Below are 16,719 nucleotides of genomic sequence, written 5' to 3'. Positions count from 1 at the left end.
CCGATCGAACGCGTGAATGTTTCGGGGATGTCTCGGTGTCAGTGCCAAGATCAAGATTTGATAACCGAACGCGGGGCTGGGCCGCTGGACGGAGAGGTCGGAGCGATCAGACCACTCTGGAGATAGTGGGCGCGACACGCGCTGTCCTCGCGGTTTTGGGGCGGGCCGCGCGCCCGGGCCGCGCAACTGCTCGGGACGGTGAGCCGCCGATGCGGCCCCGGGATGCCCCTATCGCCGAAGCTATGTCCGTGCCTAGGGTGGTGCGTATGAGTGCTCTCCCCCGGGTGCTCCGCCGACGCATGGTGCTTGGCGGTGCCCTTGTGCCTGCAGCCGCCGTGGCGGCGTTAATGGCCGCACCCGTGGCGACGGCCGCGCCGTCCGTCCAGCAGGCACCGGCACTCACCTCGGTCTCGCCGGCCCAGCGCGTGGCCTCCTTCGATTTCAAGGACGCCCTCCCCGAGAATCCCGACCTGTTGCGGCAGATGCTGTGGATCAAGGAGGGGCAGGTGCCGTCCGCCGCTCCGGAGGATCTGCGCGTGGCCACCTTCTCGGCCGGGCTGAGCCGGTCCGCCCCTGGAGAGCTGACCGAGGATCTCTCCACTCCCGGAGATGAACAGGGGCAGCAGGTGGCCGAGACCGTCCAGCGGGCCGCGCCGGATCTCGTGCTGCTGACAGACGTGGATGTGGACGGCGGCGAGGCGTTCGCCCAGTCCTTCCGGACGAATTACCTGGCCGTCGGGACCGGTGGCCAGCAGGGCATCGACTACCCCTACATGTACGTGGCCGAGGTCAACAACGGTGTGGACACCGGGGCGGACCTGGACAACGACGGCGTCATCGGCGGACCCGGGGACACCTTCGGCCCGGGAGAGTTCGCCGGCCAGCACGGCATGGTGCTGTACTCCAAGCATCCCCTGGACACGGAGGGCATCCGCACCTTCCAGGAACTGCCGTGGGATTCCATGCCGGGCAACGCCATCCCGGAGGACACCTTCTCTGATCTGGAGCGCTCCGTCCTGCGGCTCTCGTCCAGCTCACATTGGGATATCCCCGTGCAGGTCGGCGGCCAGACCGTGCACGTGCTGGCGGCCCGGCCGAGTGATGCCGGAGACGGCGTCGCCGGAGCGGAACGCCACCACGACGAGATGCGGCTGTGGGCGGACTATGTCTCCGGTGACCCGGCGGACTCCGGCTACATTGTGGACGACGAGGGCCGGTCCGGCGGGTTGGGCGAGGGCGCATCCTTCATCCTGGCCGGCGAGTTCGGCCCGCTGACCGGCACCGCCTTGGACGGGGAGGAGCACCCCTCGGTCATCGCCGACCTGCTGGAGTCGGAGGCCATCCAGGACCCCGAACCCACCTCCCGCGGCGCCGGGGCCCTCACCGCGGACGAGGATCCGATGGCCACCGAGGTGGTGGGCCGCGAGGGCGGTGACTGGACGGTGGCGCGGTCGGACTACCTGCTGCCCTCCGCCTCCCTGCCCACCGCGGCCTCAGGCGTCTTCTGGCCCCAGTCCGGCCAGCTGGGCTCGCACCTCACCCGCGCCAACGCGCCCGGCGGCGAGCCGGGCGAACCCAACGAGACCACCCCGAGCGAACACCGCCTGGTCTGGACCGATCTCGACCTCGACTCCGGAAGCGACTGACGGACCCGTGCGGCAGACCCTCTCCACCGGCCACCACGTGTTCTGGTCACGGCCTGAGTCGCAACGCCACGGCACGGACTTGGTACTGGTCATCCACGGCTACGGGGCCAACGAGGTCCGGGCCGCCCAGGCCTACTTCGGCATGCTTCCGGAGAACGTCACGGGCCTGGCTGTGCGCGGCGGGTTCGCGATCGACGCCGGCGCGGCACCGGTCATGGAGGGCACGGACGGTGCCGGGTCCGGTCCGGGCCCCGATCCCGGCGCCTGGGGCTGGTTCCTGCTGGACTACTTCCTGACGAACGACTTCGCCGAGGTGGTGGCGGCCGCCCATCGCGTCTTCGACCTGCTGGATGCCGAGGAGGTCACCCGCAGCGGATTCCGGACGGTCTCCGTGCTGGGCCATTCCCAGGGGATGGCCATGGCCTCCACGGTGTACCGGCTGCGCCCGGAGGCCTTCACCTGCGTGGTGGGACTCAGCGGCTTCGTGCTCTCCAACCAGCTGCTCGAGACCCTGGACTCACCCCCGGAGGGGCCGGGGCCCAGGCCCTTCTTCTGGGGCCGCGACGTGGAGGACCTCGTCATCAACCCGGACGCCATCGCCTACACGGCCGACTGGCTGGAGGCCAACACCCGGCTCACGGCCCGCACCTACGAGGGTATGGGGCACGGGATGAGCGCCGAAGAGGCCCGGGACGTCCGGATCTTCCTGAAGCACGCGCTCCGGTAGCGTCGTCGGTAGGATCCACCAGCTCCAGGAGGCCACCACCATGGCAAAGAAGTCGATCATCTCAACGGTCGCCGGGCAGAAGGCCACCGATTTCGCCCTGAACCGGGCCGTGGACCCCCACGGGAATCCGACGCCGGCCTTCCAGAAGATCGTGCTCAAGACCGTGGAGGTCCAGCGCCCGCTGGTGCTGCGCAACCTCAATCGCCTGCGCCGGTCGCACCCGGACGAGACGCCCGCCCAGCTCGCCGAACGCCTGGGGAAGCAGTACCTGGCCGCGGTCACCGGGGGCGGAGCTGCCGTCGGAGGCACCGCCGTGGTGCCGGGGGTCGGCACGGCCGCCGCGCTCGGCCTCTCCGCCGCGGCCACCATCGGCTTCCTCGAGACCACCGCACTGTACGCGCAGTCCGTGGCGGAGCTGATGGGGGTCACCACCGATGACCCGCAGCGCGCGCAGACCCTGGTCATGGCCGTCATGCTCGGCGACGACGGCCGCAAGCTCCTGCGGGACTTCACCGGCCAGGCGAACGGCTCGGGCTCCGGCCCGCTCGCGGGCGCGGTGGCGGCCATCTCCGGGGCGTCCGGAATCTCCGATGTGCTGTTCCAGCAGATGAAGCGCATGTTCATGAAGAAGTTCATCATCCGCCAGGGTGCCGGCATGCTCGGTCGCCTGGTGCCGTTCGGGGTGGGCGCCGTGATCGGCGGCGTCGGCAACCGCGCCATGGGCAAGAGCGTCATCAAGGCCGCCCAGAACATCTTCGGGCCGCTGCCGGCGGCGCTGCCCGGGCAGTTGGTGACGGACCTCCAGGCGCTGCCAGCCGGACAGAAGCGCCAGAGAACCGCCGGCGACTCCGGTTCCGGCTCGGGCGACGTGGGAGAGGTGGCCGGGGGCTCAGCGGCGGAGGGCGCCGGGGCGGATCCGGATCTGGTGGCCCTGCTCGAGGAAGGCGTGCGCGAGGACATCGAGGCGCTGCGGGCGGATGGGACCCTCGACGCCCTGAAGGCGGAGGACCCGGCGGGATTCGCGGCCGACGTCGAGGCCGCCCGCGCCGAACACCGCCGGAACCGCACGCGCGGGCGGTGAGCCGCCCCGGTCAGTAACGGCTAACCGAAGGCCAGCGTGGCGAGAGAGTAGATCGCCAGGCCGGCCAGGGCGCCGACGATGGAGCCGTTGATCCGGATGAACTGCAGGTCCCGGCCGAGATAGAGCTCGATGGTGCGCGAGGCCTGCCGGCCATCCCAGCGTTGGATGGTCTCGCCGAAGATCCCCACCAGCTCCGGCCCGTAGCGGCGGGCCAGGTGCTGGGCGCCCTCGGAGGCCCAGCCGTCCACCCGGTCCGCCAGCGCCGGATCCTCCTCGAGCCGTCCGCCCAGGTCCTGCAGGGCGGCCACCAGGGCCAGGTGCAGGTCCGAACCGGGGTCCCGCAGCTGGACCAACAGCGCGGACTTGGTCGTCGCCCAGGCCCGCTCGGCCCACTCCCGCATGCGCGGATCGTTGAACAGCTCCCTCTTGGCCTGCTCCACCTTCGCCCTCGTCGCCGGATCCCGGTGCAGGTCCGTCACCAGGTCCGCGAGCCAGTCGTCCACGGAGCGGCGCAGCTCGTGGTCCGGATCCTCCCGCACGGCGGCGAGGTACTTCAGGGCCTCGGCCTGGATCCGCTCGGCCAGCAATTGGTCGACGACGCCCGGAACCCACTGCGGGGAGCGTTGCCGCACGCTGTTCAGGAAGAACTCGGGGTGGGCGGTGACCCAGTCCCCGGTCCGGGACACCACCAGGTCCACCACCTGATCGTGGTGGCGCTCGGTGGTCACCTTGCCCAGGACCTCGGACAGGGTGGGCGCCCAGTCGGGCTCGATCATGTGCTTCTGGGCCAGATTGGCCACCAGGTCCCGTACCAGAACATCATCCATGGCATCCAGGATCCGCTCGGCGGAGGCGGAGACCTCGGCCGCCACCCGCTCCGCATGCGGGCGTTGGCGCAGCCAGGCCCCGGCGCGGCCGGCGAGTTTCAATCCGGCGAGCTTCTCCCGGGCCACCTCCCCATCCAGGAAGTTCTCCTGCACGAAGGCTCCCAGGGATTCCCCGATGGTGTCCTTCTTCCGCGGGATGATCGCCGTGTGCGGGATCTTCAGGCCCATCGGGTGCCGGAACAGGGCGGTGACCGCGAACCAGTCGGCGAGGGCGCCCACCATGCCCCCCTCGGCCGCCGCCCGGACGTACCGCAGCCAGGGGTAGTCGTCCTGCAGGGCGAAGGACACCACGAAGATCGCCGCCAGCAGCACCAGGACGCCCGTGGCCACCGCCTTCATCCGGCGCAGGGCGGAGGCGCGCTGGGCCTCGGAGGGGCCGGCGTCGAGCATCTGGTTCTCCATGGGTCCTCCGGCCGGGATCAAAGTGTCAGCACAAGTTAACCAGCCCGTCGCCTGTCGCCGGCGGTTACCGCGGGGCTGGCCCCGTACCCTGGGGGCGTGTCCGACACCCCGAGCCCCGGCACCACCCCGAACCCTACCGACGATGACCGGCGCCGGCTGTTGCGGCGACCGCTGGTGATCGCCCACCGGGGGTCCTCCGGAGCCTACGCCGAGAACACCAGGGCGGCGTTCCTGCACGCGCTCGCCGAGGGCGCGGACGGGGTGGAGGTGGATGTCCACCTGACGCGGGACCGGCACCTGGTGTGCCTGCACGATGCGACTCTGGAGCGCACCTCCGACGGGTCCGGCCCGGTGGCGGACCACACGCTGGCCCAGCTGCGCCGACTCGACTTCCACCAATGGAAGGGCGCCCGGATCCCGGGCGAGTACGGCCCCGCCTCCGCGCAGTTGCTGACGTTGCCGGACCTGGTCGAGCTGCTCGTCACCGCCGGCCGCCCCGTGCGGCTGGCGCTGGAGCTCAAGCATCCGAGCCCCTTCGGCCATGAGCTCGAGGAACGCGCCCTGACCTGGCTGCTGCGCGCCGGCTGGGATCCGGAGACCTCGAATATCGGCGCGGTCGAGGTGTCGTTCATGAGCTTCTACGCCGGCTCCCTGCAGTACCTCGCCCCGTCGGTGGGCTCCGAGCACCTGTGCCAGCTGCTCTCCGTGGTGCCCGCCGCGCCGGTGACGAGCCGCTTCAATCTCGGCCCGCTCAGCCGCGCCGCCGTGCGGGCCACGCTGCGCCAGGCTGTGGCGGACGCCGAGCGGCTGATCTGGGAGGGCCGCGTGGGCATCGCGGGGCCGGGGGTGGCCTATGTGCGGGAGAACCTGGCCGACGTGAAGGCGTGGCTGGCGGCGGGGCGCACCCTGCGGGTGTGGACGGCGGACCGGGATGAGGACGTGGACCTGCTGCTGAGGGCCGGGGTGCAGCAGATCACCACGAACCTGCCGGCCCGCGTGCTGGAGCGGGTCTGCCGCCGTGAGCGCGTGCTGGTCGGCACGGGGGCCTGAACGTCAGCGTCTTGCGGGCAGGCGCAGGAGCTGCTCCAACGGGCCGATCGGCCGCCACTTCACCCACAGGTGGGCCAGCAGGACCAGCACCGCGGACAACACGATCGTGATGAGGTACCCCCGGAGCAACGTCTGCGGCTCCGGACGGATGAAGGCGAGGACGAAGAGATGGGCCACGTAGATGGTGAGGGAAAGCCGTCCGGCTGAGACCAGCATCCCCAGGCGGCGGTCCACGAGGTCCCCGGCCCAGAGGAACCCGCCGATGGTCACGAGTGCCGTGCCGATGCTGGAGATCAGCCACAACGGCATCTGCGAGTGCCCGACAGCGGAAAGGAGGCGGTCCCACCCGATCTCGTCCCCCGGCTGGCCCAGCAGCCGGATCAGCACCTGCGAGAGCACATAGGCGCCGACGGCCGTGATGCCACCCCACAGCACCAACCGCCTCTGCAGCCTGCGGTCGGTGAGGGGAGCCCGTCCCAGGATGAGCCCCACCAGGAAGGGGACGCACCACACCAGCACCGGGTAAGGGCCGGAGAGGAAGATCCGGTGGAGCAGGTGGGGAGCGTCGTTGCTCAGGTCCGGATCCGCGAACTGGAAGACGGTTCCAGAGGCGAGCTGCGCCCAGATCCAGACCACCGGTCCCACGGCTAACAGGATCCCCGCCAGCGCGGCGATGACCGGGGTCGGGGCCTTCAGCAACGGCAGGGACAGCAGGAACAGCACCCCGTAGACAGTCAGGATGACGCTGACGTCATGACCCAGTTCCTGCAGGGCCAGACCGCCGGCGAACAGCAGCGCGGAGCGCCACAGGACCGTCCGCCACGGCAGCCGCCCACCGGGCCGGCGGGCGGCCCGGCTCAGGAAGGACATGCCCACTCCGGCCAGCACCACGAACAGGATGGAGGCCCGCCCCACCGGCAGGTCGTACACGAATCCCGCGATCCCCGGTTCGCCCCGGGGGCCCACATTCACCGCGATCATGCCGATGATGGCCAGCGCCCGGGCCGCGTCGAGACCCGTCAGGCGCACGCCTGAGGGCTGAGACGCCGCGGGGTGACCCGCGGCGGCCGGCACGTTGACTGGGGTCATGGAAGCCATTCTGTCCTGTGCGGTGGTGGTGGCGGGGGAGGTCGTGGGCAGTGTAGGGACGGTAACTGGACGACGCGCCCAGACACCGCCCAGACGGTGCACAGGAGAGCCCGTTAGGATCGCTCGGGCCCGCCGTACTCGATCACCCGAGGAACCCTGATGCAGCGGACCCGCACCTCCGCCCCCACCTTGTCCCGCGTAACCGCCCTCTCGGCCGCGCTGCTGGCCCTGGCCGGATGCGCCTCCCCGGCACCGGAGGAACCATCGGGGCCGGCTTCCGGTGTCCCGTCCTCCTCAGCCTCTGGTTCCCCCTCGAACGGCACCCCCGGTACGACGCCGGCCCCGTCGGCCTCCGCGGCGGCCCTCCGGGAGCAGGCGGTCGCCGCCGGACACCCGGCGGCGGTGGAGGTGGGGACAGAAATCCTGGACCAGGGCGGCAACGCCGCTGACGCCGCCGTCGCCACCGCCTTCGCCGTGGCGGTGGTGGAACCCTTCGCCTCGGGCATCGGGGGAGGTGGCTCGGCGCTGGTCGCCCGCGGGGACGGCGACCCGCTGGCCTACGACTACCGCGAGACCGTGGCCCAGGACGGTGACATCCCGGCCTCGGGCACCGGTGTCCCGGGTTTCGTGGACGGCATGGCCACCCTGCACGCCGAACACGGCTCCCTGGAGTGGGCCGAGTTGTTGGCACCTGCCATCGAGCTGGCCGACGAGGGGTTTCCGGTCTCGACACTCCTGGCCCAGCGGATGCGTTCCGACTATGGGCCCGGGGCCATCGAGGGGCTCGCCGCGTTCCACTCCGGGTCGGCCGGCGAGGGCGCGGCGGAGGACTCGGGAGGCGCCGGACCGCTCGAGGAGGGCGAGACCCTGGTTCAGGCTGAGTTGGCGACCACCATGGAGACGCTCGCCGAGGAAGGCCCGGACGCCCTCTACACGGGCAGCCTGGTGGACGGGCTCACCGCCGTGGACGGGCTCGATGCCGAGTCCCTCGCCACCTATGAGACCGTCACCACCGAGCCGGTCAGCGGCCCGGTCGGCGACTACGAGTACGTCTCTGCCGCGCCGCCGCTGCCGGGTGCCGCCGTCGTGCAATTCCTACAGGTCGCCGAGGCGCTCGGGGTGGCGGAGGCCGAGCCCGGGTCCGCGGAGTACGTGGACGCCATGACCGCGGCCTGGCAGGTGGCCGATTCCAGCGTGACGGAGTCCTTCGGAGACCCGGTCTTCGTGGATGTCCCCGTGGACCGGCTCACGGACCCGGAGGCCAACGCCGAGCTGGCTCGAACCGAAGTGGCGCCGGCGCTCGCCTCGTCCGCAGTGACTGACCAGAGTGCGGCCAGTGCGGCCGGCACGGCCGGGACGGCTGGCGCCGGCGGTGACGCTGCCGCTGCACCCGCTGAGGCGGGGAACACCACCCATCTGACCGTGGTCGACGACGAGGGGCTGACCGTGTCCATGACGAACACGATCACCAGCTTCTGGGGCGGCGCCGAGTCCAGTGCCGTGGGAGGGTTCTTCCTCAACAACCAGCTGTCCCGGTTCGAGTCCCTGGACACTCCCGCCAACCAGCCGGAGCCGGGGCGCAAGTCCGTCAGCTGGTCGGCGCCCAGCCTGGTTCTGGATTCCGAGGGTCGCGTGGTCATGGGCCTGGGATCACCGGGTGGACAGGTCATCCCTTCGATCCTCGCCACCGTCATGGTGCCCTGGGCCCTGCAGGAGATGCCGTTGCAGGAGGCGGTCGACTCCCCGCGCCACTACCTCCAGGACGGTGTGCTCTCCCTGGAGGAGCAGCCGGCGCAGGACGTGGCCGCCCTGATCCGCCAGCGGGGGTGGCAGCCGCGCGTGACCGAGCGGGCCGATGCCGTCTTCGGCTCGGTGCAGGCGCTGGAGATCGACTACGAGACCGGAACCATCACGGGGGCCCAGGACTCCCGGCGGGAGGGTGACGTGGCGGTGGTGCCGGCGGGGTGAACCGGTGAGGGTGTGTCCCATCCCTGGCGGACCTTCTCGATCTCAGCCACGAGCTGCTCCACATTCGTCATGCGATTTTCCGGTGTGTTGCAGTCGATTCGGTGTCGACGCGCCGGAAGTTCGGATGACGATTCACGCCATCAGGATTCACGCCGTCAGCGGGGGAGCGCGCCGAGATCCTGCGCCACCGAGAGGGTGAGCTGGGCGATCGCCATCTCCTCGTTGGTCGGCACCACCAGGACGGGGAGGGCCGAGCCCTCGGTGGAGATCACGCGGGGTGCGTCGGACCGCTCGAGGTTCGCCTCGGCGTCGTAGGCGATGCCCAGGGGCTCCAGGCGGTCCAGCACGGCCGAGCGGAACGGCGCCGAGTTCTCGCCGATGCCGGCCGTGAAGACCACGGCCTGGGCGCCGCCGACGGCCACGTGATAACCGCCCACGTACTTCGCGAGGCGGTAGGAGGCCACCTTCAACGCGGTCCTGGACCGCCGGTGGCCGGCGTGGGCGGAGTCGATGACCTGGCGCATGTCCGCGTTGCCGGTCATGCCGAGCAGTCCGGACTCCTGGTTGAGCATCCGGTCCATCTGCTCCGCGTTGTACACACCGTTGCGGATGAGGTGCGTGATGATCGAGGGGTCGACGTCTCCGGATCGGGTGCCCATTACGAGCCCGGCCAGCGGCGTGTAGCCCATGGACGTGTCCACCGAGGCCCCCCCGCGGATGGCGGTGGCGGAGGCGCCGTTGCCCAGGTGGAGGATCACCGCGTTGAAATCGGCGCGCGGGATGCCCAGCGTCTCGGCGGCGATCCCGGTGACGAGATCGTGGCTGGTGCCGTGGAAGCCGTAGCGCCGGATGCCGTTCTCCGTGTAGAGGGCGTCCGGAAGGGCATACCGCCAGGCCTCCTCGGGCATCGACTGGTGGAATGAGGTGTCGAAGACCACGGCCTGCGGCAGGTCCGGCCACTTCTCGGCGATGGCACGCAGTCCCTGGGCTGCGGCGGGGTTGTGCAGCGGTGCCAGGGGCGCCAGGCGCTCGATGGCACGGATGACCTCCGTGGTGACGAGGGTCGGGGCCTTGAAGCGCTCCCCTCCGTGGACTACGCGGTGACCGGCGGCGTCGATGGTGCGGCCCTGAAGCACCCGCTCCAGCTCGGCATCGATCTGCTCGAGGGCCTCGGCGTGGTTGTCCACACCGGAGCCGGGCACGCCGATGCGTTCCACCAGGCCCTGGGCGACCACGGGCTCTGTGGGTTCTGTGCCGTCCGAGGCGACCTCGCGCAGCTGGTACTTCAGCGACGAGGAACCGGAGTTGATGACGAGGATCAGCATGAGTTCACTCTCCCGATCGGCCGGACAGGCCGGACAGGCCGGACTGGACTGTCTGGACTGTCTGGGCTTGGATGGCGGTGATGGCCACCGTGTTGACGATGTCGTCCACGGTGCAGCCCCGGGAGAGATCGTTGACCGGTTTGTTCAGCCCCTGCAGGACGGGCCCGACGGCGACGGCCCCGGAGGACTGCTGGACGGCCTTGTAGGTGTTGTTGCCGGTGTTCAGGTCCGGGAAGACGAACACGGTGGCCTGGCCGGCCACCTCCGAATCCGGCATCTTCGAGGCGGCCACCGAGGCGTTGACGGCCGCGTCATACTGCAGGGGGCCGTCCACCTTGAGCTGCGGGTGCTCGTCCCGCACGAGTTCGGTGGCGGTGCGGACCTTGTCCACGGCGTCCCCCGTCCCCGAGCCTCCGGTCGAGTAGGACAGCATGGCCACGCGAGGCTGGACCCCGAATTGCCGCGCCGTCAGGGCGGAGGCGTAGGCGATGTCCGCCAGCTGCTCGGCGTTCGGATCCGGGTTCACGGCGCAATCTCCATAGACCAGGGCGCGGTCCGGCAGCAGCATGAAGAACACGGAGGAGACGATCGAGACGCCGGGCCGGGTCTTGACGAACTCCAGTGCCGGGCGGATCGTGTTCGCGGTGGTGTGGGCGGCGCCGGAGACCATGCCGTCCACGTCTCCCAGCTGGACCATCATCGTGCCGAAGTAGGCGCCCTCGGTCATGATGTCCAGGGCGCGGTCCAGGTCGATCCCCTTGTGGGCGCGCAGGCGGGAGTACTCCGCGGCATAGCGCTCGCGGGCCTCGGAGGTGGAGGGGTCCACCAGGGTCAGCCCGCTCAGGTCCACCCCCTCCTTGGCGGCGAGGTCCCGGATGGTGGCCTCACGCCCGAGCACCACCAGGTCACAGACATCCCGCCGGCGCAGGATCTCGGCCGCGCGGAGGATGCGGGTGTCCTCGCCTTCCGGGAGCACGATCGTCTTCCGCTCGGACCGGGCCCGTTCGATCAGCCCGTGCAGGAACCGCAGAGGTGTGGTGCGCACGGCCCGCGGCAGATCGATGCGCTGCAGCAGCTCCGCGCCGTCCACGCGCTGGTGCCAGGCTCCCAGGGCCGCGGCCGTCTTGCGGGGCTGGGCGCTGGAGAGCTCACTGCGCACGGCGGACACGGCCCGCGCAGTGCTGAAGGTGTCCGCGAACGTGGTGAAGATGGGGAACGGGGCCTCGGCGTACAGGCGCCGGATCTGCTCGTTGGGCTCGATCCCGTTGGTCAGGATCATCCCGGATGCCACGGGGAACTCCGGCGCCAGAGACGAGGCCACGGTGGCCAGAACGGCGTCCGAGCGGTCTCCGGAGACCAGCACGAGGGCGCCCTCGCGGAGGATCTGCAGGAAGTTGCCGCCCTCCATGGAGACGGCCTTCACCTCGGAGACGTCGCGGTCCAGGTTCAGGTTCCCGGCCACCTGGGTCAGCCCGAGCGCGGTGGCGACCTCGGAGACGGACGGCAGGGACAGTTCCGGCAACTCGGGCAGCACGTACACGGGCCACTCATGGCGGCCGGGCCGGATGGCGGACTCGATCTCCTCGAGGAGGGCCGGATCGGCCCGGTTGACGATCATGGACAACAGGTCCACCCCGGACTCGTCCAGAGCGCGCCGGGCCAGATCCACCGCGTCGGCCGCAGCGGCACCGCCCAGTCCGGCGGCGGACACCACGCCCACCACGGGAAGGCTCAGGTGGCGGGCCAGCTCGGCGTTGAGATCGAGCTCGACGGCGGGATCCGCGCCCGCCAGGTCACTGCCCTCCACCACCACGATGCCGCAGGCCCCGGCCATCTCCTCGAACAGGGCCACGCAGCGTTCATAGAGCTCGTCGGTGCGGCCCTCGGCCACCATCCGCCGCGCCTCGGCGGCAGTCACTCCGCCCCGGGCCAGGCCGGCGTCGAGCCCGTAGTCCTCCCGCATCAACTGGACCATCGGGTCCGTCTCCACGGAATCCCCGGGGACGACCGGACGGAGGTAGCCGATGCTGCCGGACCTCTTGTAGAGGGAATCGGCGATCCCGAGGGTGACGAGCGATTTGCCGGCGCCGTTGGTGGTGGTGGTGACGAAGATTCCTTGACTCACGGCAAACCACACTAGTCTGTGGTGCACAACGCACGTAGTAGTAACGAGGGGCACAGATGTCAAGAGGCGACCACGTGGACACGGGGCATCCCGTCCACAATCCGAACATCGTCGGTTTCACCGACGCCGAGGTCAACGAGAAACCCGTCAAGGTCAAGTGGAACTCCATGGGCCCGGGCATCGTGGCAGCCGCCACCGGTGTGGGAGCGGCCGACCTGGTCGCCACCCTGACGGCGGGTTCCCGCTACGGCTACGCCCTGATGTGGGCCGTGGTCCTGGGCGTCATCTTCAAAATCGTGCTCGTGGAGGGCGTGGGCCGGTACTACCTGTCCACCGGTAAGACGATCTTCCAGGGCTGGCGCACCCTCGGCGTCTGGACCAGCTGGTACTTCGGTATTTACATCATCATCTGGGGCTTCGTCTACGGGGCAACCGCGATGAGTTCCGTGGCCCTTCCCCTGGCGGCGCTGTTCCCCGGGGTGAACTCGATGATCTTCGCCATCGCCTCCGGCCTGCTCGGCATGGGGCTGGTCTGGCTCAACCGGTACGGACTCATCGAGAAGCTGATGACCGTGCTGATCGGCATCATGTTCGTGGCCGTGCTGGCCTCGGCCATCATGGTTGGCCCCAACATCGGGGACATGGTGGCAGGCCTGGTCCCGCGCATCCCCGAAGAGGACGGGTCCATGTTCTACGTGCTGGGCCTGGCCGGCGGCGTGGGCGGCACCATCACCCTGGCGGCCTATGGCTACTGGCTCCGCGAGAAGGGCTGGAATGCCCCGAAGTGGATGAAGGTGATGCGCTTCGACAATGCCGTGGCCTACCTCCTCACCGGCGTCTTCGTCATCGCCACCATGGTGATGGGCGTCCAGCTGCTGTACACGTCCGGCTTGGAGATCTCGGCCAGCGACGAGGGCCTGCTGGATGTCGGCAACGTGCTGGCCGACCGGTTCGGCGAGCCCTTCGCCGTCCTGTTCCTCATCGGCTTCTTCGCCGCGTCCTTCTCCTCCCTGCTGGGGGTCTGGCACGGCGTCTCGCTGATGTTCGCCGACTTCTGGACCAACTTCCGCAAGCCCGCGGACAGCCTGGACCAGGATGACGCCCCGTCGCTGCGGTCGAAGCCGGCCCGCTTCTACCTGATCTGGCTGACCATCCTGCCGATGTCCCTGCTGTTCCTGGACCGGCCGATCTTCCTGATCCTGCTCTACGGCACGCTCGGCGCATTGTTCATGCCGTTCCTGGCCGTCACCCTGCTGATCCTGAACAACCAGAAGCGGTTGGTCCCCTCCCAGTTCCGCAACAACTGGGTGCACAACGGGCTGCTCGGCATCACCGCCCTGGTGTTCGTGGTGCTGGGCGTGCAGCAGCTCATCAATGCCCTCGAGCCGTTGTGGGCCGGTGGCTGACCGGACCGCATCGGCGGCCCGCCCCTGACCCCTGGCCCTCCCGGTGAGGCAGACTGGACCTATGATCATCGCCTTCTCTGTTTCCCCCTCCGGCAACCCCCGTACCGATGGCCCGGCGGCCCTCAGCCAGGCCGGGGACGGTTCCGTGCATGATGCCGTGGCTGCGGCCGTCAAGGTGGTCCGCGGCTCCGGCCTGCCCCACCGGACCTCCTCGATGTTCACGGAGATCGAGGGTGAATGGGACGAGGTGATGGGCGTGGTCAAGGAGGCCGTCGAGGCCGTGGCCCCCTACGGGTCCCGGATCTCCCTGGTCCTCAAGGCGGACATCCGTCCCGGCCACGCCGGCGAGCTGGACGGCAAACTCGAACGGCTGGAAGCAGCCCTGAAAGAGCAGTGACCGCCCGAGGACACGGTGCCGCCGGCACCCGCTACTACGTTCGCGACGCCGCCCCCGCGGATCTCGAGGCCGTGCTCTCCATGAAGGCCCGGTCCTGGCGGGAGGCCTACGGGCACCTGCGGGACGAGTCGTTCTTCGCTGCGGCGGAGGCCACCCTGGACCGCCAGGTCGAGCACTGGCGTCGGCTGATGACGCAAGGGCAGGTCCTCTGGTTGGCGGAGGATTCCCGGGGGCGCTGCGTGGGCCTGGCCGCCGCCGGCCCCGTCCAGGATCCGCAGGATACGGATCTGCCGCCGGTCCAGCTCCACGCGCTGTACGTCTTGGCCGAGGCCCAGGGCAGCGGCGTGGCCGACGCCCTGCTGGAGCGGGCGATCGGCGACGGTCCGTGCCTGCTGTGGGTCGTCGAGGACAACGCCCGCGCCCAGTCCTTCTACCGGAGGCACGGCTTCGCCGCGGTGGGGGACCCGGTCCCGATGGACGGCCCCTGGGCCGGGCTGACGGAACGGCTCATGGTGCGCCGTGGCGCGTGACCGCAGCTCCACGTCCGGCAAGAGCGGGGCGAAGGCCGGCAAAGCCGGGGCGAAGGGCGCCCAGGGCGGTGTGAACGGCCACCGCGGGGAACGGGGCCGTCGTGGTGCCGCCGAGCCGGCGCTCGAGCCGGGGGTCTTCCCCATCGACGCCGGCACCGCCGAGATCCTGCGTGACCCGTTCACCGACGGCGCGTGGCTGCTCAAGCTCAACGGGGCGGAGTCCTCCCAGATCAATCCGGAGACCCCGCTGGACCTGGGCTTCGAGTACATGCGGTGGATGGCCGCCGTCGTGATGCACCGCTGGGAACCGGATGCCGGGCTGCGGATCCTGCATCTCGGCGGAGCCGGGTGCACCCTGGCGCGCTGGGCGGCCGTGTGGTTCCCGAACGCCCGGCAGACTGCCGTCGAGCTCGACGCCGGTCTGGCCGCCCTGGCCCGGGAACGTTTCGCCCTGCCCCGCGCCCCGCAGTTGCGCATCCGCGTGGGCGAGGCCGGTCAGGTGCTGGCGGGGGCGCACGAGGGCAGCCGGGACGTGGTCATCCGGGACGTGTTCGCCGGCGACACCGCGAAGGACCAGTCCACGCCCGGACACCTGCTCGGGGTGGAGGCCGCCCGGGCCGCGGCCCGCGTGGTGGGGGACGGGATCTACCTCGTCAACCACGGCGGTGGCCCGGACCTGAGCGCCGCCCGCCAGGAGGCGGCCACCCTCCGGGAGGCGTTCTCCACGGTGGCCGCGCTGGCCGATCCGCAGATGCTCAAGGGTCGCCGGCGGGGCAACATCGTGTTCGCGGCGAGCAACGGACCGTTGACCGGAGGCGGCACCCGCCGGGACGCCCTCGTGCGCCACCTGCTCTCCGACCCCCTGCCCACTCGTCTGGTGGAACCCCTCGATGACTTCACGGCGGGGGCCAGGTACTGCGGGGAACCGCTGCAAGGGTCCTAAACTGGAATCACCATCATCCCGTGTCAACGCAGACAACGGGCAGGAATGACAGGAGGCCGTCATGACCGGTTCGCATGAACAGGACAACACCCCGACCACCCAGGACGCCGCCACCACGCACGGCATCGTGGTGGGTGTGGACGGTTCCGAGCAGTCCGTCTCAGCCGCCAAGTGGGCCGCCCGGGAGGCCGAGTTGCGAGGGTTGCCGCTGACCCTCGTCACCGCCTACACGATGCCCGTGTTCGCGGCCTCAGCCCTCGAGGCCGGCTACGGCGTCCCGGATGACACGATGATCCGTGACGGCGCCATGCAGGTGCTGCAGGGCGTGGTCAACCAGCTCGGCCGGCTCGAGGTGCCGCTCGTGCACCGCGTGGAGATGGGGGACGCCGCCGGTGTCCTCGTCGACTACTCGGCCAACGCCAACCTGTTGGTGGCCGGTACCCGTGGACGCGGCGGCTTCTTCGGCCGATTGCTCGGCTCCGTGGCCTCCGCCCTGCCCGCCCACGCCAAATGCCCCGTGGTGATCGTCCCCAAGGGCGAGCACGCCTCCCGTGCCGCCGCCGGGGTTCCCGTCATCGTGGGCGTGGACGGCTCCGAGCAGGGCCGGATCGCCGCTCTCGCCGCCGCGCTGGAGGCCGAGGTCCGTCAGTCCCCGCTGCGCGTGGTGATCGCCATGCCGCCGATCTCCGGAGCCGTCGCCTGGCTGCCCGCCACCGTGGACGAGCAGTCTCTGATCGGGGAGATGCGGGAGCGGCTCGAGGCCGGCATCGATTGGCTGAAGTCGGAGTTCCCGTCCCTGGAGATCACCTCGGACATCGTGGACGGTGTCCCGGTGGACGTCATGGTCAACGAGTCCAAGACGGCCCGGCTGACCGTGGTCGGCACCCGCGGCCACGGCGGCTTCACCGGCGCGCTGCTGGGCTCGACGTCCCAGGGCGTCATCTCCCACGCTCACGGGCCCGTCATGGTGGTCCCGTACCTCAGGGACAGCCGCCTGGCCCACCGCGCCAGCTTCGGTCCCACCTTCTCCTGAGCTTTGCGGGCAGAGAAGAGTACTGATCTCTGCCCGCAAAGCGCATCCGGGGCACGGACCACACCACGTACGACGCCGGCCGGTCACCTTCACTGCGGAAGGTGACCGGC

Annotated in this window: 14 protein-coding genes; 10 read left to right on the top strand and 4 right to left on the bottom strand. The window is 70.4% G+C overall.

Annotation, left to right across the window (positions count from 1 at the left end):
- The first annotated feature begins 347 nt into the window (after positions 1-347).
- From RUH65_RS07155 to RUH65_RS07145, 3 genes are read left to right on the top strand one after another with little or no spacing between them, the layout of a single operon-like run.
- Positions 348-1,646 (top strand): endonuclease/exonuclease/phosphatase family protein, encoded by a 1,299-nt coding sequence (locus tag RUH65_RS07155; protein ID WP_313816637.1) that lies wholly within the window; start codon positions 348-350, stop codon positions 1,644-1,646.
- A gap of 7 nt (positions 1,647-1,653) precedes the next feature.
- Complete coding sequence (locus tag RUH65_RS07150) at positions 1,654-2,373, top strand: esterase (protein WP_313816636.1); 720 nt, start codon at positions 1,654-1,656, stop codon at positions 2,371-2,373.
- 40 nt (positions 2,374-2,413) lie between these two features.
- Positions 2,414-3,454 carry a hypothetical protein gene (locus RUH65_RS07145; RefSeq protein ID WP_313816634.1) on the top strand — a complete coding sequence of 347 codons (1,041 nt, stop codon included), beginning with the start codon at positions 2,414-2,416 and terminating at the stop codon, positions 3,452-3,454.
- A 20-nt stretch (positions 3,455-3,474) separates the two neighbouring features.
- On the opposite strand, the gene RUH65_RS07140 is transcribed toward RUH65_RS07145, so the two are convergent.
- On the bottom strand, positions 3,475-4,743 hold the full coding sequence (locus tag RUH65_RS07140) for a DUF445 family protein (protein ID WP_313816632.1): 1,269 nt from the start codon (positions 4,741-4,743) through the stop codon (positions 3,475-3,477).
- Between the two features lie 96 nt (positions 4,744-4,839).
- On the opposite strand from RUH65_RS07140, the gene RUH65_RS07135 reads away from it, so the two are divergent.
- A complete protein-coding gene (locus tag RUH65_RS07135) occupies positions 4,840-5,793 on the top strand; it encodes a glycerophosphodiester phosphodiesterase family protein (protein WP_396179765.1) in 954 nt (317 codons plus the stop codon).
- A gap of 3 nt (positions 5,794-5,796) precedes the next feature.
- Here RUH65_RS07135 and RUH65_RS07130 read toward each other — a convergent pair whose 3' ends face one another.
- Positions 5,797-6,882 (bottom strand): DUF418 domain-containing protein, encoded by a 1,086-nt coding sequence (locus RUH65_RS07130; protein ID WP_313816630.1) that lies wholly within the window; start codon positions 6,880-6,882, stop codon positions 5,797-5,799.
- A gap of 159 nt (positions 6,883-7,041) precedes the next feature.
- Here RUH65_RS07130 and RUH65_RS07125 point away from each other — a divergent pair, with 159 nt between their 5' ends.
- Positions 7,042-8,850, top strand: coding sequence for a gamma-glutamyltransferase (locus tag RUH65_RS07125; protein WP_313816628.1), 1,809 nt, complete (start codon positions 7,042-7,044; stop codon positions 8,848-8,850).
- A 155-nt stretch (positions 8,851-9,005) separates the two neighbouring features.
- On the opposite strand, the gene RUH65_RS07120 is transcribed toward RUH65_RS07125, so the two are convergent.
- Both RUH65_RS07120 and pta read right to left on the bottom strand, forming a co-directional pair.
- Positions 9,006-10,175: an acetate kinase gene (locus RUH65_RS07120; protein ID WP_313816626.1), complete on the bottom strand. Its 1,170-nt coding sequence runs from the start codon at positions 10,173-10,175 to the stop codon at positions 9,006-9,008.
- A 4-nt stretch (positions 10,176-10,179) separates the two neighbouring features.
- Complete coding sequence (pta, locus tag RUH65_RS07115) at positions 10,180-12,300, bottom strand: phosphate acetyltransferase (protein WP_313816624.1); 2,121 nt, start codon at positions 12,298-12,300, stop codon at positions 10,180-10,182.
- A gap of 56 nt (positions 12,301-12,356) precedes the next feature.
- Here pta and RUH65_RS07110 point away from each other — a divergent pair, with 56 nt between their 5' ends.
- The 5 genes from RUH65_RS07110 to RUH65_RS07090 all read left to right on the top strand — a co-directional run bounded on the left by RUH65_RS07110 (position 12,357) and on the right by RUH65_RS07090 (position 16,609).
- Complete coding sequence (locus RUH65_RS07110) at positions 12,357-13,706, top strand: Nramp family divalent metal transporter (protein WP_313816623.1); 1,350 nt, start codon at positions 12,357-12,359, stop codon at positions 13,704-13,706.
- Between the two features lie 61 nt (positions 13,707-13,767).
- Complete coding sequence (locus tag RUH65_RS07105; RefSeq protein ID WP_313816622.1) at positions 13,768-14,103, top strand: thiamine-binding protein; 336 nt, start codon at positions 13,768-13,770, stop codon at positions 14,101-14,103.
- Entirely contained in the window at positions 14,100-14,633 is a 534-nt protein-coding gene (locus RUH65_RS07100) for a GNAT family N-acetyltransferase (RefSeq protein ID WP_313816621.1), read from the top strand. The genes RUH65_RS07105 and RUH65_RS07100 overlap by 4 nt, the downstream gene beginning before the upstream one ends.
- Positions 14,623-15,576 (top strand): fused MFS/spermidine synthase, encoded by a 954-nt coding sequence (locus tag RUH65_RS07095; RefSeq protein WP_313816620.1) that lies wholly within the window; start codon positions 14,623-14,625, stop codon positions 15,574-15,576. Before RUH65_RS07100 ends, RUH65_RS07095 begins: the two co-directional genes overlap by 11 nt.
- A 61-nt stretch (positions 15,577-15,637) precedes the next feature.
- Positions 15,638-16,609, top strand: a complete 972-nt coding sequence (locus tag RUH65_RS07090; protein WP_313816619.1) for a universal stress protein — start codon at positions 15,638-15,640, stop codon at positions 16,607-16,609.
- Positions 16,610-16,719 lie beyond the last annotated feature (110 nt).

This window comes from Citricoccus sp., assembly GCF_032154715.1.
Classification (GTDB): Bacteria; Actinomycetota; Actinomycetes; order Actinomycetales; family Micrococcaceae; genus Citricoccus.
The sequence above is the reverse complement of the archived record's forward strand: the minus strand, read 5'-3'. Positions and strand labels throughout refer to the sequence as shown.

Coding starts and splice junctions, on each gene's coding strand:
- RUH65_RS07155 (WP_313816637.1), top strand. CDS start 348: ATGGCCGCACCCGTGGCGACGGCCGCGCCGTCCGTCCAGCAGGCACCG.
- RUH65_RS07145 (WP_313816634.1), top strand. CDS start 2,414: ATGGCAAAGAAGTCGATCATCTCAACGGTCGCCGGGCAGAAGGCCACC.
- RUH65_RS07140 (WP_313816632.1), bottom strand. CDS start 4,743: ATGGAGAACCAGATGCTCGACGCCGGCCCCTCCGAGGCCCAGCGCGCC.
- RUH65_RS07130 (WP_313816630.1), bottom strand. CDS start 6,882: ATGACCCCAGTCAACGTGCCGGCCGCCGCGGGTCACCCCGCGGCGTCT.
- RUH65_RS07125 (WP_313816628.1), top strand. CDS start 7,042: ATGCAGCGGACCCGCACCTCCGCCCCCACCTTGTCCCGCGTAACCGCC.
- RUH65_RS07120 (WP_313816626.1), bottom strand. CDS start 10,175: ATGCTGATCCTCGTCATCAACTCCGGTTCCTCGTCGCTGAAGTACCAG.
- RUH65_RS07110 (WP_313816623.1), top strand. CDS start 12,357: ATGTCAAGAGGCGACCACGTGGACACGGGGCATCCCGTCCACAATCCG.
- RUH65_RS07105 (WP_313816622.1), top strand. CDS start 13,768: ATGATCATCGCCTTCTCTGTTTCCCCCTCCGGCAACCCCCGTACCGAT.
- RUH65_RS07090 (WP_313816619.1), top strand. CDS start 15,638: ATGACCGGTTCGCATGAACAGGACAACACCCCGACCACCCAGGACGCC.